Origin of the sequence: Micromonospora sp. WMMD729 (genome assembly GCF_049315225.1) — a bacterium.
In the GTDB taxonomy this organism is placed as follows: domain Bacteria; phylum Actinomycetota; class Actinomycetes; order Mycobacteriales; family Micromonosporaceae; genus Micromonospora.
This window is the reverse complement of sequence record NZ_CP186059.1, coordinates 3,837,535-3,860,904: the sequence shown is the minus strand read 5'-3', so window position 1 is coordinate 3,860,904 and position 23,370 is coordinate 3,837,535. Positions and strand designations below refer to the sequence as shown.

General features: G+C 73.8%; 24 protein-coding genes. 16 read left to right on the top strand and 8 right to left on the bottom strand.

The features are described 5' to 3' along the window. Positions 1-17: 17 nt before the first annotated feature. Both ACN263_RS17725 and ACN263_RS17720 read right to left on the bottom strand, forming a co-directional pair. Positions 18-623: an STAS domain-containing protein gene (locus ACN263_RS17725; protein WP_422735451.1), complete on the bottom strand. Its 606-nt coding sequence runs from the start codon at positions 621-623 to the stop codon at positions 18-20. Positions 624-675: 52 nt separating this feature from the next. Continuing rightward, entirely contained in the window at positions 676-1,086 is a 411-nt protein-coding gene (locus ACN263_RS17720) for an STAS domain-containing protein (protein WP_422735450.1), read from the bottom strand. 150 nt (positions 1,087-1,236) lie between these two features. On the opposite strand from ACN263_RS17720, the gene ACN263_RS17715 reads away from it, so the two are divergent. From ACN263_RS17715 to ACN263_RS17695, 5 genes are all read left to right on the top strand, one after another. Next, a complete protein-coding gene (locus tag ACN263_RS17715; RefSeq protein ID WP_422735449.1) occupies positions 1,237-1,926 on the top strand; it encodes a response regulator transcription factor in 690 nt (229 codons plus the stop codon). Continuing rightward, positions 1,923-3,278 (top strand): sensor histidine kinase, encoded by a 1,356-nt coding sequence (locus ACN263_RS17710; protein WP_422735448.1) that lies wholly within the window; start codon positions 1,923-1,925, stop codon positions 3,276-3,278. The genes ACN263_RS17715 and ACN263_RS17710 overlap by 4 nt, the downstream gene beginning before the upstream one ends. After that, positions 3,275-3,844 (top strand): GerMN domain-containing protein, encoded by a 570-nt coding sequence (locus ACN263_RS17705; protein WP_422735447.1) that lies wholly within the window; start codon positions 3,275-3,277, stop codon positions 3,842-3,844. Before ACN263_RS17710 ends, ACN263_RS17705 begins: the two co-directional genes overlap by 4 nt. A 115-nt stretch (positions 3,845-3,959) precedes the next feature. After that, positions 3,960-4,343 (top strand): hypothetical protein, encoded by a 384-nt coding sequence (locus ACN263_RS17700; RefSeq protein ID WP_422735446.1) that lies wholly within the window; start codon positions 3,960-3,962, stop codon positions 4,341-4,343. Positions 4,344-4,385: 42 nt separating this feature from the next. After that, positions 4,386-4,532, top strand: coding sequence for a hypothetical protein (locus tag ACN263_RS17695; protein WP_422735444.1), 147 nt, complete (start codon positions 4,386-4,388; stop codon positions 4,530-4,532). A gap of 57 nt (positions 4,533-4,589) precedes the next feature. On the opposite strand, the gene ACN263_RS17690 is transcribed toward ACN263_RS17695, so the two are convergent. Next, positions 4,590-6,089 carry an FAD-dependent monooxygenase gene (locus tag ACN263_RS17690; protein WP_422735443.1) on the bottom strand — a complete coding sequence of 500 codons (1,500 nt, stop codon included), beginning with the start codon at positions 6,087-6,089 and terminating at the stop codon, positions 4,590-4,592. A 122-nt stretch (positions 6,090-6,211) separates the two neighbouring features. Then, positions 6,212-6,832, bottom strand: a complete 621-nt coding sequence (locus ACN263_RS17685; protein WP_422735442.1) for a TetR family transcriptional regulator — start codon at positions 6,830-6,832, stop codon at positions 6,212-6,214. Positions 6,833-6,930: 98 nt separating this feature from the next. Here ACN263_RS17685 and ACN263_RS17680 point away from each other — a divergent pair, with 98 nt between their 5' ends. From ACN263_RS17680 to ACN263_RS17665, 4 genes are all read left to right on the top strand, one after another. Continuing rightward, on the top strand, positions 6,931-7,116 hold the full coding sequence (locus tag ACN263_RS17680; protein WP_422735440.1) for a DUF1737 domain-containing protein: 186 nt from the start codon (positions 6,931-6,933) through the stop codon (positions 7,114-7,116). Positions 7,117-7,249: 133 nt separating this feature from the next. Continuing rightward, positions 7,250-8,125, top strand: a complete 876-nt coding sequence (locus tag ACN263_RS17675; protein WP_422735439.1) for an endonuclease/exonuclease/phosphatase family protein — start codon at positions 7,250-7,252, stop codon at positions 8,123-8,125. A 253-nt stretch (positions 8,126-8,378) separates the two neighbouring features. Further along, a complete protein-coding gene (locus ACN263_RS17670; RefSeq protein ID WP_422735438.1) occupies positions 8,379-9,089 on the top strand; it encodes a ThuA domain-containing protein in 711 nt (236 codons plus the stop codon). Further along, positions 9,059-10,162 (top strand): Gfo/Idh/MocA family protein, encoded by a 1,104-nt coding sequence (locus ACN263_RS17665; RefSeq protein ID WP_422735437.1) that lies wholly within the window; start codon positions 9,059-9,061, stop codon positions 10,160-10,162. The genes ACN263_RS17670 and ACN263_RS17665 overlap by 31 nt, the downstream gene beginning before the upstream one ends. A gap of 19 nt (positions 10,163-10,181) precedes the next feature. On the opposite strand, the gene ACN263_RS17660 is transcribed toward ACN263_RS17665, so the two are convergent. After that, positions 10,182-11,165: an NAD(P)-dependent alcohol dehydrogenase gene (locus ACN263_RS17660; RefSeq protein ID WP_422735436.1), complete on the bottom strand. Its 984-nt coding sequence runs from the start codon at positions 11,163-11,165 to the stop codon at positions 10,182-10,184. 102 nt (positions 11,166-11,267) lie between these two features. On the opposite strand from ACN263_RS17660, the gene ACN263_RS17655 reads away from it, so the two are divergent. From ACN263_RS17655 to ACN263_RS17630, 6 genes are all read left to right on the top strand, one after another. Beyond that, positions 11,268-11,984: a TetR/AcrR family transcriptional regulator gene (locus ACN263_RS17655; RefSeq protein WP_422735434.1), complete on the top strand. Its 717-nt coding sequence runs from the start codon at positions 11,268-11,270 to the stop codon at positions 11,982-11,984. 113 nt (positions 11,985-12,097) lie between these two features. Next, positions 12,098-13,552 (top strand): alkaline phosphatase PhoX, encoded by a 1,455-nt coding sequence (locus tag ACN263_RS17650; protein ID WP_422735433.1) that lies wholly within the window; start codon positions 12,098-12,100, stop codon positions 13,550-13,552. Positions 13,553-13,767: 215 nt separating this feature from the next. Then, positions 13,768-16,344 (top strand): class III lanthionine synthetase LanKC, encoded by a 2,577-nt coding sequence (lanKC, locus tag ACN263_RS17645; protein ID WP_422735432.1) that lies wholly within the window; start codon positions 13,768-13,770, stop codon positions 16,342-16,344. Between the two features lie 5 nt (positions 16,345-16,349). Continuing rightward, complete coding sequence (locus tag ACN263_RS17640; RefSeq protein WP_013734295.1) at positions 16,350-16,469, top strand: SapB/AmfS family lanthipeptide; 120 nt, start codon at positions 16,350-16,352, stop codon at positions 16,467-16,469. Between the two features lie 76 nt (positions 16,470-16,545). Continuing rightward, positions 16,546-18,273: an ATP-binding cassette domain-containing protein gene (locus tag ACN263_RS17635; RefSeq protein WP_422735431.1), complete on the top strand. Its 1,728-nt coding sequence runs from the start codon at positions 16,546-16,548 to the stop codon at positions 18,271-18,273. Continuing rightward, positions 18,270-20,030 carry an ATP-binding cassette domain-containing protein gene (locus tag ACN263_RS17630; RefSeq protein WP_422735430.1) on the top strand — a complete coding sequence of 587 codons (1,761 nt, stop codon included), beginning with the start codon at positions 18,270-18,272 and terminating at the stop codon, positions 20,028-20,030. The genes ACN263_RS17635 and ACN263_RS17630 overlap by 4 nt, the downstream gene beginning before the upstream one ends. Positions 20,031-20,040: 10 nt before the next feature. Here the strand turns inward: ACN263_RS17630 and ACN263_RS17625 are convergent, their stop codons facing one another. From ACN263_RS17625 to ACN263_RS17615, 3 genes are all read right to left on the bottom strand, one after another. Beyond that, a complete protein-coding gene (locus ACN263_RS17625) occupies positions 20,041-20,625 on the bottom strand; it encodes a response regulator transcription factor (protein ID WP_422735428.1) in 585 nt (194 codons plus the stop codon). A 109-nt stretch (positions 20,626-20,734) separates the two neighbouring features. Continuing rightward, a complete protein-coding gene (locus ACN263_RS17620; RefSeq protein WP_422735427.1) occupies positions 20,735-21,364 on the bottom strand; it encodes a response regulator transcription factor in 630 nt (209 codons plus the stop codon). Between the two features lie 173 nt (positions 21,365-21,537). Next, complete coding sequence (locus tag ACN263_RS17615; protein WP_422735426.1) at positions 21,538-22,713, bottom strand: hypothetical protein; 1,176 nt, start codon at positions 22,711-22,713, stop codon at positions 21,538-21,540. 188 nt (positions 22,714-22,901) lie between these two features. On the opposite strand from ACN263_RS17615, the gene ACN263_RS17610 reads away from it, so the two are divergent. Then, a complete protein-coding gene (locus tag ACN263_RS17610) occupies positions 22,902-23,336 on the top strand; it encodes a glutaredoxin domain-containing protein (RefSeq protein WP_422735425.1) in 435 nt (144 codons plus the stop codon). The last annotated feature ends 34 nt before the right edge of the window (positions 23,337-23,370 follow it).

Genomic DNA, 23,370 nt, shown 5'->3' with positions numbered 1-23,370 from the left:
GCTCCGCGGGCGACCCGTCACCGCTCCGGACCGCTGGCCGGTGCCGCCGACAGCGCCGGCCGGGCCATCCGCTCGAGGGCGTCCTCCCGACTGTCGAAGATCGGGAAGACACCGTCCAGCCGCATCGTGTGCAGGACGGTCCGGATGAACCGGGACGGCGCGGCGAGGCCGAGCGTCAGACCCCGCTCGCGGGCGTCGAGGTGGGCCCGCACCAGCAGGCCGAGGCCGGTGGAGTCGATGGTGGGTACGCGACTCAGGTCGACAAGCACGGTCGCGTCCGCGTCGGCCGCCTCGCGCAGCGCGGCGCGCAGCGCGTCACCCGTGGCGAGATCGATGTCGCCGCTGACGGTGACGACGGTGGCATCGTCCAGGTGGTCGATGCCGAGGACACCACCGGGGCCGTGCATGTCGGCGCTGGACTGGCCGGGCCGCGTGGGTGGGAGCAGGCTGCAGTGCGGGCAGCGGTGCGGGCCGGTGGCGAACGGGGAGCCGCTCCAACCGTGTTCCGCCACGAGCGTCCAGACGACCTCGGCGTCCGGGAGCACGCAGGCGGTGGCGGTGACACTGTCGCCGCAGACGTCACAGATGAGTGTCATCAGGTTGTCGTCCGGGACGACGGTCATGCTGCTGATCCTTCCTGTCCGGGAGTGTCCGGCCGGCGGGGTGCGGCGACGCTCAGGGGCGGGGCGCGACGCGCGCCCGACCGAGGGCGACCAGCGCCGGCTCGGCCGGGCGGGGCTCGTCGGGGGTCGCCGGACCGCCGGGCGACCCCGGCCCGGTGACGATCGGCAGGACCTGGTCCAGCCGGGCGTGCTGCAGGATGCGGTGGATCCGCGGGTTGGGGTTCCGCACGACCAGCACCCCGTCCGCGTGGGCCAGCCGTCGGTGCACGTCCAGCAGCAGGCCGATGGCGGCGGCGTCGATGTACCGGCACTCCGACAGGTCGACGACGACCTGCCCGGGTCGCAGCGCCAACAGCCGGTCGAACACGGCGCCACTCTCGGCCAGGCAGCCCAGGTCCAGTTGGGTGATGCTGACCTCCACCAACGGCAGCGCGTACGACGGAGGTTTGCGTGGTCCCGTCACTGTCGTACCCCTTTCTGGCGGCTCTGGTCGTCTGCCACCGTGCCCGCCCGGCGTGGCGGGCGCCGCGCGGATCTATGACAGTTGCGTGACAAATCACCAGGCCGACGGACGCGATTGGCCGTGCCGTCGTGGCCTGGGGATGATGCGGTTATGACGGCCGTACTGGTGATCGAGGACGACGACCGGATCCGCCTGGCGCTGCTGCTGGCCCTCCAGGACGAGGGGTACGACGCGGTGGGCGCGGCCACCGCCGAGGAGGGCCTGCGGGCGCAGCGCCGGGACCCGGCGGACTACGTGCTGGTCGACCTCATGCTGCCCGGCCTCGACGGCTTCGAGTGCATCCGGCAGCTCCGCCGTAGCGACGACGTGCCGATCGTGGTGGTCAGCGCCCGGGACGACACCCACGACATCGTCGCCGCCCTGGAGGCCGGTGCCGACGACTACCTGGTCAAACCGGTCGCGATCAAGGAACTGACCGCGCGGCTGCGGGCGCTGCGCCGCCGCGCCCGTGCCGCCGTCGGGGGACCGGCGGCGGAGCCGGTGCCGGTGCTCGCGTTCGGCGAGTTGGAGATCAGCCCCGACGCGGGCGAGGTCCGTCGCGCCGGCCGGCCGGTCGCGGTGACCCGGACCGAGTTCCGGCTGCTGTGCGAGTTGGCCGAGCACGCCGGTCGGGTGCTGTCGCGCCAGCAGTTGCTGCAACGGGTCTGGGGCTACGACATCGGCGACGAGCGGCTGGTGGACGTGCACGTCGGTCGGTTGCGACAGAAGATCGAGCCCGATCCGGCGACCCCCCGGCACCTCGTCACCCTGCGGGGTATGGGTTACAAGTTGCAGCGATGAGACGCCTCGGACTCCGTACCCGGGTCACCGCCGCGTTCGCCGTCGGCGCGCTCCTGCTGGCCGCCTCGATGGCCCTGGTCTCCTACGAACTGACCCGCCGATCCCTGATCGGGGAGCGGGAACGCACCGCTCTGCGCGCCGCGTACTTCGACGCGACGGTCGTCCGCGCCGGGATCGACACGGACACCCCGGACGTGGTGGAGGTGCTGCGGTCGCTGGACACCGGTGGCGGGCGTCGCCCGGTGCTGCACCTGAACGGCGAGTGGTACGCCCGCACCGCCGACCCCGGACCCACCGCCGCCATTCCCCACGACCTGCGGCGCGTCGTGGCGGCCGGGCAGCCGGCGGTGCAGCGGGTACGGGTGGACGGCCAGTCCGTCCTGGTGGTCGGCGTGCCGCTGTCCGCGACGGCGACGTACTTCGAGGTCAACTCCCTGCGCGAGTTGGAGCAGACATTTCAGGTGCTGGCGCTCGCGCTGACCACCGTGGCCATCATGATCGCCGGGTCCGGTGCCGCGCTGGGGTGGCACGCCACCCGGCACGGGCTGCGTCCGTTGACGGCGGTCGCCGACGCCGCGGAGAAGATCGCGGCGGGCGACTTCACGGCCCGCCTGGACCCGGCCACCGACCCCGACCTGACCCGGTTGTCCTCCTCGTTCAACCAGATGGTCGACCGGCTCGCCCACCGCATCGAGCGCGACCGGCGTTTCGCCGCCGACGTCAGCCACGAACTGCGCTCGCCGTTGCAGACCCTCGCCGCCGCGGCGAGCGTGCTGGCCCGCCGTCGGGAACACCAGGACGAGCGGACGGCGATCGCGGCGGGGTTGGTCGCCGACGAGATCGACCGCTTCCAGCGACTCGTCAACGACCTGATCGACCTGGCCCGCAGCGACCAGCCCGCGCACCGCGCGCCGGTGGACCCGGTGCCGCTTGCCCATGCCGCCTGCGCCGCGCTCGACCTGCCGACGTCGATCGTGCGGCTGGCGCCCGGGGTGCCCGTGCCGTGGCGGGTCGAACGGCGGCGCGTCGCGCAGATCCTGGCGAACCTGCTGGACAACGCGGTGACGTACGGGGGCGGCCCGACGTCCGTCCTGCTCGACCGGGACGGCAGCGCCGCCGTGATCGAGGTCGAGGACGACGGCCCGGGCGTACCCGTCGAGGACCGGGAGGCGATCTTCGACCGGTTCGTCCGGGGACGTGCCGCCCACACCCGCGGCGCGGGCGACGGCACCGGCCTCGGCCTGGCCCTGGTCGCCCAGCACGCCGCCGCGCACGGCGGGACCGTCACCGTCACCGACCACCCCGGCGGCGGTGCGCGATTCCGCGTCACCCTGCCGGAGAGCGTGGCATGAGCCGGCGGCGTCTCCTCGGGCTGGGACTCGTCGCGCTGCTGACCGGTTGCGGCATTCCCGTCGACGACGCGCCCCGCCCGGTGCCGCCGCCGCGCGGGCCGTTCCCGAGCACCGCCGACACCGCCCCCGCCGACTCCGCGCCGGCCGGCCCGGCCACCGAGACCCTCTGCCTCGTCCGCGACAACCGGATCGTCCCGGTGCCGCGCAGCGTCGATCGTCCACCCACCATCGAGGAGCACCTGCGGCACCTGTTCGCCGGCCCGACCACGGCCGAACGCGACAGCGACCTCACCAGCGCCCTGCCGGGAGCGGTCAACGCCGCCGGCGCGACGGTGGTCGACGCCCAGGTCCGGGTGATGGTCGACGAACCCGCCGAGGACACCGGCCGCAGCGACGAGGTGCTCGCCTTCGGGCAGATCGTCTGCACCCTCACCAGTCGACACGACGTCAGCACCGTGACGTTCCTGCGCGACGGACGGCCGCTGGGCGTGCCCCGCGCCGACGGCCTGCTGTCCGAGCAGCCGCTCAGCCGTACCGACTACGCGCCCCTGATCACCCCGCAGTGATCCCGTCCGCCGCGCGGTACGTCCGACGTGGATCGTCCGATGTCGTTTCAACCGCACGGGTGCGTGGGTATCTGCCCGCCGGCTGATCGTCCGATCGACGGAGACCCTCGTGATCATGGCTTTGCTGCTCGACCTCGCCAACATCGTCGGCGGCTTCCTGCTCGCCGTGGCCGTGCTGCGGCTGCTGCCGCGCGTCGGTGACGACCTGGGCCGGCTCGCCGGCCGGGCGGCGCCGATCGCCTGGGTGGTCGGGCTGGTGGCGCTCGTGACCGGTGGCTACTACCTGATCGTCCACCTGGTGTCCGGCCCTCGGGTGTTCCACTTCGAGGTCGTCGGGATCGGTGTCGGCCTGGCCCTGTTGTGGGACCGCCTGACCGGTCGTCCCGCGCCCCGGGCCGAGCGGTCGGACGCCGCGACCGGAGTCCGCCTACTGCTCGCGATCTTCGGTCTGATCGCGATCGTCGTCGGCATCCAGGGGCTCTTCACCCCGGACGGCTGATCGCCACCCCCGCACCTCCCCCCTCGAACAAGGAGACCACCCATGTCGGTTCAGGCACTTCTCTACGTCATCGCCGTCATCCTGATCGTGCTCGCGGCCCTGCCCCTGCCCACCCGGGGTATCTCGTTCGCGCTGCTCGGCGCCGCCTGCGCGTTGCTCGCCTACGCCTGGCCGGTGATCACCGACTGACCAGCGCCGTCGACAGCCGGTGGCCGGGAGCGCGTGTGCGCTGCCGGCCACCGGCTTTCAGCGCGGCGGACCGAAATGGCGGGTGAGCGCGGCGCGCAGCGTGTCGGCGTTCCCGGCCGACCAGGCCACGAAGCAGTCGGGACGGACGAGCAGCCCGGTCGCGGTGGTGCCCGTCAGCCGGCCGGTGACCACGTCCACCCGGTCCCGCCAGGGCGCGGCGACCTCCGCCCAGCCGCCCGTGGCGTCCAGGAGCAGGGGCCGGGCGGTGCGGGTCAGCTCGGCGAGGCGTACGGGGCCCCGGTCGCCGTGGACGACCACCTCGGGGGCGGACCGGCCGGCCATCGGGTCGGCGGGGTCGGCGGGGTAGCGGACGTCCGCGCCGGACATCAGCGCCGCGATGTGCCCGGTGACCTCCGGGATCCGGAGCAGTTCGGCGAAGAGTTCCCGCAGTCCCGTGATCTCCTCACCGGGACCGATCAGCGCCGACTGCGCCTGGGTGGACATGACGACCCGCTCGGCGACCGGACGACGCTCGGCCTCGTACGTGTCGAGCAGACCCTCCGGCGCCCAGCCGCGTACGGTGGCGGCGAGCTTCCACCCCAGGTTCACGGCGTCCTGGAGGCCCAGGTTGAGGCCGGGACCACCCATCGCGGGGTGCACGTGCGCGGCGTCGCCGACCAGCAGCACCCGCCCGGCGCGGTAGCGGGCGGCGATCCTGGTGTTGCCACCGGTCAGCCGGCGGAGCAAACCGGGGCCGTCGGCTGGACCGAAGGGGACGTCGACCCCGAGCACCCGGGTGACGCTGGCGCGCAGCTCGGCCAGGGTCATCGGGGTCTCGTCGCTGGTTGGCGCGTCGGGCCACTCCGTGGTGCTGAGCAGCGCCGGGCGGCCGGGGAACGGGGCCCACGCGATCAGGCCGCGCGGGGTGCGGGTGTGCTGGAACGGCGGCACGATCCCGTAGCCGGGGGCGAGCAGGCCGCCCGTCTCGGGGTCGAGGGACGACGCGGGGACGGTCACCGTGGCGGTCCGGGAGACCGACCTGTCGTTGGTGACGCCGGGGAACTCGATGCCGGCGGTACGGCGTACCAGGCTGCGGCCGCCGTCCGCGCCGACGAGAAAGCGGGCGGTGAGCCGCGTACCGTCGGCGAGGTCGACCTCGACCGCGTCGGACCGTTGGCGGAGGTCGACCACGTCGTGGCCGCGGCGCAGGTCGACGCCGAGTTCGGCGGCGCGGGCGGCGAGGGCGGCTTCGAGTTGGGCCTGCGGTACGCCGAGCACGTAGTGCGGGTTGTCCGCGAGGACCGTGAGGTCCAGCGGGAACGCGCCGAAGGCGAAGGCGGGTTGCGGGGACGGGGGACCGTCGTCGCCGCTGAGGCGCGCGTAGAGGCCGCGCCGGTCCAGGAGGCGGACGACCTGGCCGACGAGGCCGTTGGCGCGCGGTTCGCCACCGGGTGTCGGACGGCGTTCGAGGACGACGGGGTGGACGCCGGCGAGGGCCAGCTCGCAGGCGAGCATGAGGCCGTTCGGGCCGGCGCCGACGATGAGGACGTCGATCACGGTCGTGATCCCTTCGGGGCGTGCGTCATCGCCACGGCGGGCGCGGCGTACGGCCGGACCGCCGCGGTGTGTGACGCGGCTGAACAGGAATGTGCGGGGATGCCCCGGTCAGGGCCGGGGCGTCAGCGCGGCGGTGCGGGGAGGCCGGCGGCGACCTGGGCGAAGGCGTCGGCGACGAGGTGTTCGATCGGGGTGGGCGGGTCGGCGCTGTCGAGGTAGTGCTGCATGGCGACGGCGACGGCCGCGCTGGCGGCGGCCGCGACGAGTCTCGGGTACATGTCGGTGGCGAGGTCGGTCCCGGTGCGCTCGGCGACCGCGGCGGCCAACTCGGCCTCGGCGGTCGCGACGGCGCGCAACCGTTCGCCCTGTAGGGCGGGCTCGGCGAGCATGGTGCGGACGCCGGCCACCCACTGGGCGTGTGCGGGGGAGGGCATCGCCTCGACCTCGGGCCCGCGCGTGAACTGCGCCAGCGCGGCCTGGGTGAGCGCCTCCCACAGCGGCTCGTCGGCGGGCCGTTCCCGCAGCGCGGCGGCGGTGCGCAGGCTGCGGTCGAGGTGCCGCGAGGCGATGGCCTCGGCCTTGCTGGAGAAGTAGTTGTTGAAGGTACGCGGGGAGACGCCGGCCGCCTCGGCGATGTCCTCGACGCGGACGTTGTCGTAGCCGCGCTCGGCGGTGAGGTGGATCGCGGCCCAGCCGAGCGCCGCCCTCGTCTCGGCCTTCTTGCGCTCCCGTAGCCCCGTCATGCCACCACACTAACACTAGTTGCGTGCCACGCAAAGATGCGTGGCACGCAACTAAATGGCTCTTGGGTCCGGCGCGTCCGGGGGCAGATGATGTGGCGGTGGAAGAACTCACCCCGCCGCTCGGCTATCGGCTCATCACCGGACCCGACGACGCCGCGTTCTGCGCCCGGGTCAGTGCCCTGCTGACCGAGGGCTACCGGCTGTACGGGTCTCCCGCGCTCACCTTCGACGGCGAGCGCGTCATCGCCGCACAGGCGTTGGTGCTGGCCCACCCGCACGGCTGAGCACCGTCCGGCGGGCGCTCGGAGCCCCGCTGTCGCCTCCTCGTACGCCGATGTTCGGCGTCCCGTCGACTGGGGTCGATAGAGTGCGCCGACCGCCACCGACGGCGGTTCTCATCCGTGCGAAGGGGAGTCGATGTCGACGACAACGTGCCGCCCAGCCCGCGCCCTCGGTGCTCTCGCAGCCGCCATCGCGCTGGTGGCGGCCCTGCTGCCGGCCACACCGGCGGCCGCCGCGACCACGGCCTTCCGGGCGGCGACGCTGAACATCTACAACGGGTTGAGCCAGGCCGACTTCGCGCACGACCTGAACCTGATCGCGTCCCGGGCGGACCTCGTCGGTCTGAACGAGGTCGGCAACCGCAAGGACTTTCTGGAGAGTTGGGCCGCCGACAACGGTTGGTGGTTGTACGCGCCGGGCGGCACCAACCAGGCCGGCGAGGCGCTGATCGCCCGTCGGAGCATGTTCGACGTACGGGACAAGGGCTCGATCTTCGTCTGTGACACCAACGGCCCGGGCGAGGTGCCGCCCGCGCGGTACAACAACTGGGTCACGTACCGCCACAAGGCGAGCGGGCGCACCGTGACACACATCAACGCCCACGCCGTGGCCGGCATCGAGAACGCCGGCCAGCCGGAGGACCTGCCGCGTACCCGGTGCGCCGAGGCGCAGTTCCAGGGCCTCAAGGACCTGGCGGTCGACAAGCAGGGCCAGGGTCAGGTCATCGTGAGCGGTGACCTCAACGTCGACTTCAGCGCGGACCGCGGCTACGGGTACGCGAAGTTCCCGTGGCGGGTCTTCGAGGCCAACGAGCTGCCCAACCTGCGGTCCACCTACAACCTTTACGGCGAGAAGGGCGCCGGCACGCACGGCAACCGGCACATCGACTACATCTACTTCTGGAAGCGGCTGCCCGAGTACCAGCTCATGTGGATGACCGGCTACGACATCGTCGGCGGCACCGCGTCCGACCACAACGGTGTCGTCGCCACGTTCACCATCCAGACCTGACACGCCCGCGCGGCACCGACCACCGGCGTTGGGGCTTCTCGTCCGAGCGACTGGGCATTGCGATTCACTGGGCAATCGGCCTTCCCACGTTCGACTCCGGGCTGTCGTCGTGCCGAGCCCTCGCCGTTCCCGCGTTGTCACCTCGCGCGATCTTGGACAGAATGGTGGTGATCACTGCGGCTGGTCGCAGACCCGACGCATGTCGGGGCGGCAGCGGCCGGCCCGGTGGCGACGGACGGTGGGAGGAGCGGCGGTGGCGCAGCCGAGAGCACTTGTGGTCCGAGGCGGATGGGAGGGGCACCAGCCGGTCAAGGCGACCGAGTTGTTCATCCCCTTCCTCGAACGGAACGGCTACGCCGTACGGGTCGAGGAGTCCACGGAGATCTACGCCGATGCCGACGAGTTGGCCGGCACCGACCTGATCGTGCAGTGCATGACGATGTCGGAGATCACCCCGGCCCAGGTGGCCGGGCTCGGCGCGGCGGTCGTCGCCGGCACGGGCTTCACCGGCTGGCACGGCGGCATCGTGGACGCGTTCCGCGCGTCGGCGGAGTACCTGCACCTGGTGGGCGGCCAGTTCGCCACCCACCCGGGCAAGGAGCCGTGCGAGCGCCACGGTGGGGAGGAGGACAATTTCCTGCCGCACACCGTGCGCGTCACCGACCTCGGCCGGGAGCACCCGATCACCGCCGGCATCGAGGACTTCGACCTGGTCACCGAGCAGTACTGGGTGCTGCACGACGACCTCGTCGACGTCCTGGCCGTCACCACCCACCCGACGCGGGAGTGGCAGCCGTGGCACCGGCCGGTCACCTCGCCGGCGGTCTGGACCCGACGCTGGGGCGCTGGCCGCGTCGTCGTGACCACCCCGGGCCACAGCCTCGACGTGCTGGAGCACCCGGCCGTGCGTACCGTCATCGAGAGGGGGATGGTGTGGGCGACCCGCACGGCGTCGGCATCGTAGGTCTCGGGGTCATCTCCCGCGCCTACCTGGAAACCCTCGCGCACCACCCCGCGGTACGCGTCGTCGCGCTGGCCGACCTCGACGCGTCCCGGTCGGCCGCGGCGGCGGCCACCGTCCCCGGCAGCGAGGCGATGAGCGTCGACCGCCTGCTCGCCCACCCGGACGTGGACACGGTGCTCAACCTGACGATCCCCGCGGCGCACGCCGACATCTCGCGCGCCACGATCGACGCCGGCAAGAACGTGTACGTCGAGAAGCCGCTCGCCGTGACGTTCCCGGACGGCCGTTCGATCATCGACCGGGCCGCCTCGGCGGGCGTCCACGTGGGCTGCGCGCCGGACACCGTCCTGGGCACGGGTACGCAGACGGCGCGTGCGGCGATCGACGACGGCCTGATCGGCCGCCCGATGTCCGCGACGGCGGTCATGGTCACGGCCGGCCACGAGCGCTGGCACCCGCACCCGGACTTCTACTACGCGCCGGGCGGCGGCCCCCTGTTCGACATGGGGCCGTACTACCTCTCCGCGCTCGTGCACCTGCTCGGCCCGGTCCGTGCGGTGGTCGGTGCCGCCAGCCGGCTGCGCTCCGAGCGGGTCATCGGCTCGGGTCCACGCGCCGGTGAGCGCATCGCGGTGGGGGTGGACACCCACGTCACCGGCGTCCTCGAACACGTCGACGGTGCGCTGTCCACGATCACCACGAGCTTCGACGGCACCGCGACGACGGCCGCGCCCATCGAGGTCCACGGAGAGACCGGCAGCCTCGCCGTACCCGACCCGAACTACTTCGACGGCGAGGTCCGCCACTTCGCGCTGGGCGGCACCGAGTGGCGTGCTCTCCCGGCGCGCGCCGGGTACGCCGAGAGCGGCCGGGGCATCGGCCTGCTCGACCTGGTGCTGGCGGACGGTCAGCGGGCGCCGCGCGCCGGCGGCGACGTCGCGCTGCACATCCTCGAGACGATGACCGCGCTGCTGGAGTCGGCGGCGCAGGGCCGGCGGATCGAGCTGACGACGGCGGCGGAGCGGCCGGTCCCCGTGCCGCTCACCCCGGCAACGGAGTGGAAGAAGGGCTGACCGGGTCGGCCGGCGGGCGTCAGATGGTGATGACGACCTTGGCCCGGGCGTGCTCGCCCTCGACGTACCGGATGGCGTCGGGCACCTCGTGCAGCGGGTACGTCCGGTCGACGACCGGGGTGAGGCGACCGGCCTCGACGTGGGCGCGGAGCGTGTCGAGGTGGCGTCGGCTCGGCGTGGTGGCGAGCGTGACGATGCGCTGCCGGACCAGCGGCGCGAGTAGTCGTCCGCGCGCGATCAGCCATACCGGCCCGACGAGGCTGCCGCCGCCGTACACGCCGCCGCCGGAGAGCACAAGCGTCCCGGTCGGGGTCAGCGCCCGCCGCAGCTCGGTGAGGGAGCGGTTGCCGACCAGGTCGAGCACGACGTCGTGGCGGTGGCGACCGTCGGCGAAGTCGTCCCGGCGGTAGTCCACGACGTCGTCGGCGCCGAGGGAGCGGACCAGGTCGACGTTGCGGGTGCTGCACACCCCGGTCACGGTCGCGCCGAGCGCCTTGCCCAGTTGCACCGCGAGGGTGCCGACGCCGCCCGAGGCGCCGTTGACGAGCAGGCGTTGACCGGGCTCGACCCGCCCGACGTCGCACAGGCCCATCAGCGCGGTGCTGCCGGCCAGCGGCAGGGCCGCCGCCTGCTCGGGCGTCAGGTTGGCCGGCAGGGCCGCGACCTGCGTCCGGGGCACGCACGCGTACTCGGCGAACGCGCCGTTGGCGTCGCCGAGGTCGCCGAAGACGGCGTCGCCGGGTCGGATGTCGCGCACGTCGGTCCCGACCGCCTCGACGCGGCCGGCGATGTCCCGGCCGCGGATGCGGGCGCGAGGCCGCGACAGGCCCATCGCCAACCGCGCCATCCGGGGATCGCCGCGCATGGCATGCCAGTCGTACGCGTTGAGCGAGGCGGCCACCACCCGGACGAGTACGTCGTCCGGGCCGGGCGCCGGGGTGGCGACGTCGGCGAGCACGAGGGTTTCCGGGCCGCCGTAGCGGTTCTGCACGATCGCCTTCATCACGCCTCCCTGAGGTGTACGGTGTACACCGACGGTAGGTGTACGCCGTACACCTGTCAAGGTGGTTATCGTTCATCAACCGCCGGACAGGACGAGGACGAGATGGTCGAGCAGGCTGAGACACTGCGCCGCACGCCGCTGAGCAGGGAGCGCATCCTGCGAGCGGCCGTCGCGCTCGCCGACGAGACCGGCATCGAATCGCTCAGCATGCGCAACCTCGCCCACGACCTGGGCGTCGTGCCGATGGCTCTCTACAAGCACGTCGCCAACAAGGACGAACTGCTCGACGGCATGATCGACGTGATCGTCGGCCAGATCGACCCGCCCGAGCGCGACACCACCTGGAAGGACGCCATCCGTCGGCGCATCCTCTCGGCGCGGGAGGTGCTGCGTCGGCACCCCTGGGCGCCGCTGGCCATCGAGTCGCGGACCATGGCGACGCCGGCCGTCCTGGCCTACCTCGACTCGGTGGTCGGCACCCTGCGGGCCGGCGGGTTCTCCGCGAACCTCGCGCACCACGTCATGCACACGATGGGCAGCCGGGTGCTGGGCTTCAGCCAGGAACTGTTCGACGACTCCCGCCGCGCCGGCCGGTCCGGACCGACCAGCCCCGAGCCGGCCGCGGCGCTGCCGCCCGAGTTCGCCGCCCGGTTCCCGCACCTGGCGGAGATCGCCACCGCGGCGTCCCACGACGACGAGACGGTCGTGGGGCAGGGCTGCGACGACCAGTTCGAGTTCGAGTTCGCGCTGGACCTGCTGCTGGACGGCATCGAACGGCTGCACGAGCAGGGCTGGACGGCACCGCGACGACCCCGGTGACGCCGAATCTTCACCCCGATGTCACCGGTGGACCCCACAGGTGACGCGTCGCCGTCCGTCGGCGGGGGTTGGCTGTCGGCCGTCGCACTTGTCTTGATCAGGAGCTGATCCGCGTGCCTTCCTCCCGTCGTACCTTCCTCGCCGGCGGCGCCGCAGCCGGTGTGGGCCTCGCCGTCGCCGGCGGCCTGCCGTCCCTGGCGCAGGCCAGCCCCGCCCGACCGCACTCGCCGGGCCCGGGCGGTCGCGTCCCCTTCCCGCCGCTGGTGGACGACCCCAAGGGAATCCTGGCCCTGCCCGAGGGCTTCCGCTACACGATCGTCACCCGCGCCGGTGTCACCCGCCTCGACCGAGGTCAGGGCGTGACCCCGGCGGACCACGACGGCATGGCCGTCTACGACGCCGGACGTGGCCGCTACACCCTGATCCAGAACCACGAGATCGACCCGGGCGCCGAGTTCGGCGTACCGCACGTCAAGGGCACCGTCTACGACCCGGGCGCCGTCGACGCCGGTGGATGCACGGTGATCACGACCGACGTCGCGGGCCGCAACCTGGGCGAGTTCGTCGCCCTCTCCGGCACCATCTCCAACTGCGCGGGTGGCCCGACCCCGTGGGGCACCTGGCTGACCTGCGAGGAGACCGAGGACCGGGCCGGCGACAGGTGGACCGAGGGTGACCGTTCCGGCGTCTACGCCAAGGACCACGGGTACGTCTTCGAGGTCTGGGCCGACGGCAGCGCGGACCCGCGGCCGATCAAGTGCCTGGGTCGCTACTCCCACGAGGCCCTGGCGATCGACAAGGACCGCACCCACGTCTACCTCTCCGAGGACGCCGACGAGCCCAACGGACTCTTCTACCGCTGGTCCGCTCCGCGCGGCGTGAAGCTGGGCCCCGGCGTGCTGACCCGCCTCGCGCCCGACGCCGGTGTCCTCGCCGCGATGCAGATCATCATGGACGACGGCTCCGTGCTGCCGGACGTCGCCTACCTGACCTCCGCCCAGCTCGGCCGTCCGTTCCCGGTGCGGTGGATCGAGGTGCCGGACCGCGACGCGCGGCACACCTCCGTCCGCGAGCAGTTCGCCGACGGCCAGGTCACCCGGGGTCGCAAGTTCGAGGGCGTGTGGAGCACCGACGAGGGCGTGTACGTCGTCAACTCCTACGCCTGGGACGAGGGTGACCTGCCGGCCGACGCGGCGCCGCACGACGGCATGGTCTGGTTCTACCACTTCAAGAACCAGACCATCCAACTCGTGACGTACTTCCCGCACCAGACCGCCTCCGAGGAGGGGGCGCCGGTCAGGTACACCGACCTCACCTTCGACGGGCCGGACAACGTGACGGTCACCCCGTGGGGCAGCCTCGTGCTCGCCGAGGACGGCAAGGGCGCCTCGCACGTGCTCAGCACCATCCCGGGCGGCCCGACGTACGCGATCGCCCGCAACCAGCTCAACGACTCGGAGTTCTGCGGGCCGACCTTCAGCGCCGACGGCAGGGTGCTGTTCGTCAACATGCAGGACCCGGGCCTGACCCTGGCCATCACCGGCCCGTGGGAGAAGTACCTGGGCTGACGACCGGCCGGACCGGCAGGTGGGTATCGGGCGACGCCGGGTGCCCACCTGTCGTCTTTTCAAACCTCCACAGTGCCTGACTATTGTCACCAGTTCGGGTGCACCTCGCATCACGGTCGGTGACTAAGCGCACTGGAGGCCACCGGGGCCCGTCGATGAGACTCGATGCAACGCCGGATGACAGCAGCCGGCCGGAATCGAGAGGCGGCGGGACGGTGGACGAACGCTACGACAGCTACTGCGCCGCCGATCGCCTGTTCTACGACTCGCTGGGCAGCGCGGTCGCGCAGCCCGTCTTTCCGGCCGCCGAGCGGGAGATCCCGACCGGCTGGCGCCGCGAGCCGCTCGACGACTGGCTGATCTACGCCCCCGACGGCGGCTCCCTGCCGCAGCAGGGCTGGAAGATCCACGTTTCGGCGGGACTGGCGAACGCCGAGCGGGTGCTGGACGCCGTCTGGGCCTACTGCGTACCCCGGGGCCTGTCCTTCAAGTTCCTCCGTGGACCCCGCACGCTGCTGCTGCGCAACTCCAAGTACGCCTCCCGCGCCGCCAGCGGCAAGTTCGTCACCGTCTACCCGCGTGACGAGGCGGAGCTGGAGCTGGTCTGCAAGGAGCTCGACGAGCTCCTGACCGGCGAGACCGGGCCGTACATCCTCAGCGACCTGCGGTACGGCGCCGGCCCGGTCCACGTGCGTTACGGCGGATTCGCCGCCCGCTACTGCCACTCGCCGGACGGTCAGGTGGTGCCGGCGATCGAGGACGACTCGGGCACGCTGGTGCCGGACCGCCGCGACCCCGTCTTCCACGTACCGGACTGGGTGACCCTGCCCGACTTCCTCGGCCCGCACCTGGCGGCCCGCAGCGGAACCAGCACCGACCAGGTGCCGTACCGGATCGAACGGGTCATCCACTTCTCCAACGGCGGTGGCCTGTACGTGGGCCGGGATCTGCGTACCGACACCCAGGTGGTGTTGAAGGAGGCCCGGCCGCACGCCGGCCTGGACGCCGACGGCGTCGACGCGGTCGCCCGGCTGGCCCGGGAGGCCGACGCCCTGCGCCAGCTCGCCGACCTGCCGCAGGTGCCGCGGGTGCACGACGAGTTCGACCTGGGCGAGCACCGGTTCCTCGCGCTGGAGTTCATCGAGGGCCGGCCGTTGAACAAGGTGCTCGTCGACAGGTACCCGCTGATCGACGCCGACGCGACCGACGAGGACCGGGCGGCGTACGCCCGCTGGGCCCGGCACGTCCACGAGCAGGTCGAGACCCTCGTCGCGGCGATCCACGAACGCGGCCTGGTCTACGGCGACCTGCACCTGTTCAACATCATGATCCGTCCGGACGACCGGGTCGCGCTTGTCGACTTCGAGGTGGCCGCCCCGATCGACGGGCACCGCCGACCCGGGCTGCGCAACCAGGGCTTCGCGGCTCCCCGGGACCGGACCGGGCCGGGGGTCGACACGTACGCCCTGGCCTGCCTGCGGTTGGCGTTGTTCCTGCCACTGACCCAGCTGGTGCGGCTCGCCCCGGCGAAGGCGGCGCACCTGGCCGACGTCATCGCCGCGAACTTCGGCGTGCCGAGGTCCTTCCTCGACCCGGCGGTCGAGGAGATCACCGGCGGCCCGCAGGTGACGGGAGCGCACGACGCGCCCGTCACGCCCGACCGGCTGGCGACGGCGATCCTGGCCAGCGCCACCCCGACGCGCGACGACCGGCTCTTCCCCGGCGACATCGAGCAGTTCCGCAGCGGCGGCCTCAACCTCGCCCACGGGGCGGCGGGAGTGCTGTACGCGCTGCACACCAGCGGCGTCGGACGATGGCCCGAGCACGAGGACTGGCTGGTACGGCGGGCGACCGCGCCCCCGTCCGGCACCCGCTGCGGCTTCTACGACGGCCTGCACGGTGTCGCCCACGCCCTGGAACGCCTCGGCCGACGCCAGGACGCGCTGGACGTGCTCGACATCTGCCTGCGCGAACCGCTCGACGGGCTCGACCACAGCCTGGCGAGCGGGCTGTCCGGGATCGCGCTCAACCTGGCCGAACTGGCCGCCCGCACCGGGGAGGTGTCGTTGCGCGACGCCGCGTGGCGGGCCGCCGAGCGGGTGATCGGGCACCTGGCCGACGACCCCGGCCCGGACATCAGCGGCGGTCGGCACCCGTACGCCGGGCTGCTGCGCGGCCGGACCGGACCGGCGCTGATGCTGGTGCGGCTCTACGAACTCAGCGGCGACGAGGACCTGTTGACGCACGCCGCCACGGCGTTGCGTCAGGACCTGCGCCGGTGCGTGCTGCGCCCGGACGGCGCCCTGGAGGTCAACGAGGGCTGGCGGACCATGCCGTACCTGGCACACGGCAGCGTCGGCATCGGACTGGTCCTCGACGCGTACCTGAGCCACCGCGACGACGACGGGTTCGCCGAGGCCAGCGCGGGGATCCGCCGCGCGGCGCGGTCACCGTTCTACGCGCAGACCGGGCTGTTCGCCGGCCGGGCCGGCATCATCGCCTACCTCGCCGCGTCAGTTCGGGACGGCGACCGCCGGGAACTCGACGCGCAGGTGGACCGGCTGGCCTGGCACGCGCTGCCGTACCAGGAGGGGACCGCGTTCCCCGGTGAGCAGTTGCTCCGGCTCTCCATGGACTTCGGCACCGGCACCGCCGGCGTGCTCTACGCGCTGACCTGCGCGCGGCACGACGACCCGCCGACGCTGCCCTTCCTCGCGCCCCTGCCGGGCGCGCAGAGACTCCCCCGTCACAGCGGGGGCGACAGGATCGACGATCGGAAGGAAGGGAGGTGAACGACATGGCGCTTCTGGACCTCCAGGGCCTGGAGATGGCTCCGGCCGACCGCACGGGTGGCGGTAGCCGGGCGAGCCTGCTGCTCTGCGGCGACAGCTCGCTCTCCGTCACGACCTGCAACTGATCCGTCGCAACAACGTGATCGCCCTGGGTGGGCAGACGTGCCCACCCAGGGCGACCGCGTAGCACCGGGAGGTCCGATGTCGACGTTCGACGCGGGGGACCGGCTGCTGCGGCGGACGGTCCTGGCCGGCGGCGGCTGGACGGCCGGCCTCGCGGTGGTCGCGCTTGTCGGCGCGGCCGCCGAACTGTTGCTTCCCGCGGCCCTGGGTCGCGCCGTCGACGCCGCCCTCACCGGTGGCTCGATCTGGTGGGCGGTGGCCGCCTGCGCCCTGGTGGTCGCGCTCGTCGGCGTCGACGCCCTGACGGACCTGGCCAGCGGATTCGGCGCGGCGCGCGCCACCGCCGGGTTACGCCGTCACCTGTTGCGCCACCTGTTCGCGTTGGACGTGCGGGCCACCCGCCGGTACCCGGTGGGAGACCTCGTCGGTCGGTTGGTCGGCCAGGCCGCCGACGCGGGACAGGCCGGCAACGCCGTGGTTCTGACCGCCGTGGCGGTGCTGCCGCCCCTCGGCAGCGTCGTCGCGCTCGCCGTCCTGGAGCCCGTCCTCGGGATCACCCTGCTCGCCGGTCTCGGCCTGCTCGCCGTCCTCATGCGCGCCTTCGTGGCCGACGCCTCCACCGCGACCGCCGGCTACCAACGGGTGCTCGGCGTCATCGCCGGCCGCCTGCTGGAGTCGCTGACCGGGGCCCGGACCATCGCCGCCGCCGCCACGATCCACCATGAGGAGGCCCGGGTGCTGGCGGCCCTGCCCGAGTTGGGCCGGCACGGCCGTCGGACCTGGGACCTGCTCGCCCGGGCCAGCGCGCGTACCTCCGCCGTGGCGCCGCTGCTGCACCTGAGCGTCGTCGCGGTCGGCGGGTACGCCCTCACGGCCGGCTGGCTCACGCCCGGTGAGCTGGTCGCCGCCGTCCGGTACGCGGCCATGGGCGCCGGGCTCGGTGCGGTCCTCGCCACCCTCAACCACCTGGTGCGCAGTCGTGCCGGGGCGCACCGGGTCGCCGAGCCGCTGCGACAGTCCGCCGCGACCGGCGGTGACCGGCCCCTCCCGCCCGGCGGCGGCGCGCTGCGGCTGCGCGGCGTACGGGTGTACGGCGACGACGGCCGGCCCGTCCTGGACGGCATCGACCTGGACGTACCGGCCGGCGCGACCGTGGCCGTCGTCGGCGCGTCCGGTGCCGGCAAGTCGACCCTCGCGGCGGTGGCGGGACGGCTGCACGACCCGGACCACGGCGAGGTGCGCCTCGACGGCGTACCGCTGCGCGAGCTCGACGCCTCGGTGCTGCGCCGAGCCGTCGGCTACGCCTTCGACCAGCCGGTGCTGATCGGGGCGACCGTCCACGACGCGATCGGTCTGGCGTTGCCGGATGCCGCCGCGGCACCCCCGGCCGACGGGCGGCCGGCCACGACCGCGGTCCTGCGGGCGGCCCGGCTGGCGGCGGTCGCCGACGTGATCGACCGGCTGCCCCAGGGGTACCGCACCCCGCTGGTGGACACGCCACTGTCCGGTGGGGAGACCCAACGCCTCGGCCTGGCCCGGGCGTTCGCCGCCGAACGGCTGCTCATCCTGGACGACGCCACGTCCAGCCTGGACACCGCGACCGAACACCGGATCACCGAGGCGGTCGTCGGGCGCGCCGGCGAGCGGACCCGACTGGTCATCACCCACCGGACGGCGGCGGCGGCCGGCGCCGATCTCGTGGCCTGGCTGGACGGCGGTCGGCTGCGCGGGCTGGCGCCGCACCGGCGACTCTGGGCCGACCCGGACTACCGGGCCGTGTTCGGGCCGGCCGGCGGTGGGTCGTGACCCCGCCGACCGTACGCCAGGTCACCTGGCGGGCGTTGCGGGCCCGCCGGGGTGACCTCGCCCGGCTCTGCGGGTGGTCGCTCGTCGAGGCGCTGCCGGCGCTGCTCGCCGGCCTGCTCGTCGCCCGTGCCGTCGACCGCGGCTTCCTGGCCGGACGCCTGGTCGACGGCCTGGCCTGGCTGGCGGTCCTCGCGGTGGCCGTGCTTGTCGCTGCGGTGGCGACCGGTCGGACGTACCGGAGCCTCGGCGCGCTGGTCGAGCCGTTCCGTGACGAGGTGGCCGCCCAGGTGGTGCGGGGCGCGCTGCGCGACGCCACCCGGGCCGGCGGCCGTCCGGACAGCGCGGCGATGACCCGGCTCACCCACCAGATGGAGATCGTCCGGGACACCTTCGCCGGGCTGCTGATGGTGACGCGCGGTTTCCTCTTCTCCGCCGGCGCGGCCCTGCTCGGCCTGGCCGCCCTCGCGCCGGTGGCGGCGGTGCTGGCCGCCGCGCCGCTGGTCGTCGGCCTGGTCGTGTTCCTCGCCGCGCTGCCGGCCATGGTCGCGCACCAGCGGGCGTACGTGCTTGCCGGTGAGCTGCTCGGCCGGTCGGCGGCGACGGCACTGGCCGGTCACCGGGACGTGCTGGCCTGCGGCGCCCAGGCGCGGGTGACGTCCGATGTGGAACGCCGCGTGTCGGCGCAGGCCGCCGCCGAGCGCACCCTCGCCCGGATGGCGGTGGTCCGCAGCCTCAGCCTCGGTATCGGCGGCTGGTCACCGTTGGTGGTGCTGCTGGTCGCCGCCCCGTGGCTGGTCGACCGTGGGATGACGGCGGGCGCGATCCTCGGGGCGCTGATCTACGTGTCCACCGGGCTGCAACCGGCCCTGCACACCCTCGTGCAGGGCCTCGGCGGCGGCGGGCTGCGCTACGCGGTCACCCTGGAGAACATCCTGCGCGTCCATCCCGAGCCGCCGGCTCGCGGGGAGGCGACGCCCGGCCCACGCCCGCCCACCGGGCCGGTCGGCGGCGCACCGGCCGCCGAGGTCCGGGGACTGACCTTCCGGTACGGCCCGAGTGCCGCGCCCGTGCTCCGGAACTTCTCCCTGACGCTGGCCGACGGTGATCACCTGGCCGTGGTGGGGCCGAGCGGCGCGGGCAAGTCCACTCTGGCCGCCCTGCTGGCCGGTCTGGTGCCACCGCAGGAGGGCACGGTCCACCTGGCCGGCGTGCCGGTCGCCGACACCGCGCCGGCCGCGCTGGCCCGGCTGCGGGTGCTGCTGCCCCAGGAGGCGTACGTCTTCACCGGCACGCTCGCCGACAACCTGCGCTACCTGCGGCCCGACGCCGACGACGACACCCTGGAGGCCGCCCTCGACGCGCTCGGCGCGCGTCCCCTGGCGACCCGCCTGGGCGGCCTGGCCGCGCCGGTCGTACCGGCCCTGCTCTCCGCCGGCGAGCGGCAGCTCGTGGCGGCGGCGCGGGCCTGGCTCGCGCCCGCCCCGCTGGCGGTCCTGGACGAGGCCACCTGCCACCTCGACCCGGCGCTGGAGGCGACCGTCGAGGCCGCCTTCGCCCGGCGACCCGGCAGCCTCGTCGTGGTCGCCCACCGGATCAGTTCCGCCCTGCGCGCCGAGCGGGTGCTGGTCCTCGACGGCAACGCGCCCACCGTGGGCACGCACGAGCAGTTGCTGACCCGTTCGGCCACCTACCGGGCGCTCGTCGGCTGCTGGGACGAGCCGAGGACGACCTTGCGAGTGGCGGATCGGCAGGGCTGAGACCGGCCGGTCAGATCCAGCCCGCCTCGCCCGCCAACCGCACCGCCTCCACGCGGGTGCGCGCACCCACCTTGCGGGCGATCCGGCCGAGGTGGTTGCGGACCGTGCCGCGGGTGAGCCCGAGCGTCGCCGCCACCTCGGCGACCGGCGCGCCCGCCGCCGTCAACGTCAACACCTGCCGCTCCCGGTCGGAGAGCGGGTTGTCCGAGTGCAGGGCCGCGACGACGAGGTCCGCGTCGAGGACGGGCTCCCGGCGGGCGAGCCGGCGGATCCCGTCGACCACCCGCTGGGGAGCGGCGTCGTTGCGCAGGATGCCCACCGTCCGGGACGGGCTGAGCATGCCCCGCAGTCGGCGGGCCCGCTGCGGGTGGACCAGCATCAGGACGGGGCACAGGCCCAGGCGGCCGGGCACCTCCTCCTCGACGAGGTCGAGGTCGGCCACCACGACGTCCGGGCGCTGGGTACGGACGGCGGCGGGGACCGCGTCGCCGCGATCCAGTTCCGCCACGACGTGGATGTCCTCCTCGGCGGCGAGGACGAACGACAGCGCGCCCAGCACCAGGGCGCCGTCCAGAGCGAGCAGGGTACGGATCACGACGAACCTTCCCGCGCTTGCATAGTGATCACTCAACGTCAATATTCAAACACGCTTCCATCCGGGCCGCACGGCGACGGGGCGGGTCCGCCGGGGCCCGCCCCGATGCCTACAGCCAGCCGTTGCGCCGGGCGTGCCACACCGCCTCCAACCGGTTGCGGGCCCCGATCTTGCGCAGGATCGCCGACAGGTGGTTACGCACCGTCCCGTGGGCCAGGAAGAGGCGACCGGCGATCTCCTTGAGTGGCAGTCCCTCGGCAGCCATCCGCAGCACGTCCAACTCCCGGGGCGTCAACGGCATCTCCGGGGGACTGAGCACGGCCACCGCGGCGGCCGGGTCGATCGCCCGCTCCCCGGCGGCGAGCGCGCGGATCGCGCGCACCAGCTCCACCAGTGGGCTGTCCTTACCCAGCAGGCCGCGTGCGCCGGCCGCCAACGCCGCCTCCACCAGCGCCGGGCTCCACCGGGGGCTCATCGCCAGCACGGCGGCGTGCGGCGCCTCGGCGCTGATCCGGGCGACCACCTCCACCGGATCGGGCAGTTCCGGTGTCAGCGCCAGCACCACCACCTGGGGCCGGCACCGGCGGACCGCCTTCAACAGGTCGCCGACGCCCTCGACGTCGGCGACCACCTCCATGTCCTCCTCACGGGAGAGTGCGGCGCAGAGCGCCCCGCGCAGCAAACCCATGTCCTCGGCGACAACAACGTGGATCACCGTGTTCTCCGATCTCAGGTGCACGGCACGACGGTCACCGAACCCGGTGTGTCCACGGGTCGGCCACGATCGTCGTGCGCGGAAAGTCGGGCGGCCACGGGCCCACGACGCCGTTCGGGCGGGCGCGGGAACCGTTGGCCAGGCCAGCGGGAGGGACCGACCACGCGGGCGGGCAGCCCGGGGGTCGGTGGCCGGCCTCAGCCCGGGCGGGCGATCGCAGACGGAGTTCGGCTCTCGACGAAGAGCGGCACGAGGTGACAGGGCGCGGCGATGCCGGGGTGTGACTGCCGGTGAGCGGGCCGGACCAGACCCGGCGTGGGCGTCGAGCCCCCGTCGGTGCCGGCGGCATCCTGGTCGACCGGGGTGACGGGCTGACCTGGAGGATAGGCCGCCGAGCCCGGCGGCGCCGGGCGTGCGGCGTGGTGGCCCGGTGGGGCCGGGGGAGGTCGGTACGCGGCCACGGCTGTCGGCGGTGGCGCGGTCAAAGGCGGCGTCGCCGCGGCGGGTACCGGTGGCCTCGCCGGAGCCGGCGGCGGCGTCGGTGGGCCCGGCGCGGGTGCCGCGCGCGGCGGCGGCGCGGCGGTCGGCTCACGCGCCGGGGGAGCGCCCGGTGTACGCCGCGCGGGTACGACCACCGCGCCGAGGACGGGTGGCAGGACGGCGTCGACGACGTGCCGGAGCGCCGTGACGACGGGCTCGATCGGCAGTGCGCACACGACGCCGACGACGGGCCGCAGGACCGGGGTGAGCAGGTCCGCCACGGCCGGCACGGCGAGCGGTCCAGACAGCTCTCGGTGGTCGGGCCCGGCGTCGCTCGACTGTCGCGCGGGATCCGCCGCCGCACGGGGTGGGCGGGCACGCGGGGCGGGACGATGTGTCGCGCGGCTCGCGGTCGAGGAGCGCAACCGTTCGTGCCGGGCGGCGTCGGACCGGACGGATGTGCCCGCCCGGGACGGCGGCACGGACACCCGCGCGGTGTCCGTCGGCCGGCGGGACACGGCCGGGGACGGTACGTCACGGGCGCCGACGACACCGGCGATCGCGCCGGTCAGCGGGGCGCGGTGCCCGTCCGGGCGACGGTCGTCGGCGCGTACGTCGGGCCGGCGGTCGTGGTCGACGTGCGCGCTGACGGTGACCCGTCGGACCGGCTCCACCAGAGCCCCGAGCTGCCGATGAAGCTCGTCACCGGAACTGCCGCGCGTGCCGTCGGCGCTGGCCGGCCCCTGGAACATCAGGGCCAGGAGGAAGCCGCCCCCGATGGCGACCGCGACCAACGCCAGCCGCCGGGCGAGCCGGCGCAGCCGGTCGGCCACGACCGGCCCGGGTCGACCCGGCGCGGACGTCGGCGCGGTTCCGTTGACGGGACTTCGCACGCGGGCACGACCTCCTTCCCACTGGATTGCTGACCCATCGTAGCGATGCCATCACGTATGCGCATCCGCTGATGAACGCCGGCAATGGCCGGACGCGCTCCCCGGCGCGTGCGACGGACGCTGGCGCGGGGTCGGTCTCCACCGGGGCAGCGCGGGGGCGGCCGCCCGTCGACGGTAGTGTCCGCAGCGTGGTGCGGCGGTGGGCTCTGACGGTGTTGACGGCGACCCTCGGCGTGGTGGTCCTGGCGTCTCAACTGGCCGCCGGGTTGCCGGTGGTCGGCGGTGTCGAGTTTCTGATCTTTCTGGCGGTGGCGTTCGCGGTGTCGCCGAGGGCCTTCCCCCGCTCGACGGGGGCCGCCGAAGCGCGGCGGGCCAGCGCGGCGGACGGGCTCCCGATCGTGTACTGGCGCCCCGGCTGCCGCTACTGCCTCCAGCTCCGCCTCTCGCTCGGCCGGCTCGCTCGGCAGGCACACTGGGTCGACATCTGGCACGACCCGGAGGGTGCCGCGGCCGTTCGGGCGATCACCGGCGGCAACGAGACGGTGCCCACGGTCGTGTTCGACGCCGAGGCCGTGGTGAACCCCGACCGCGGCTGGCTCCGCGAGCGGCTCCGCCGGCTCTGACCCTCCCTCCGCAGGTCGAGGACCGCGGACGTTC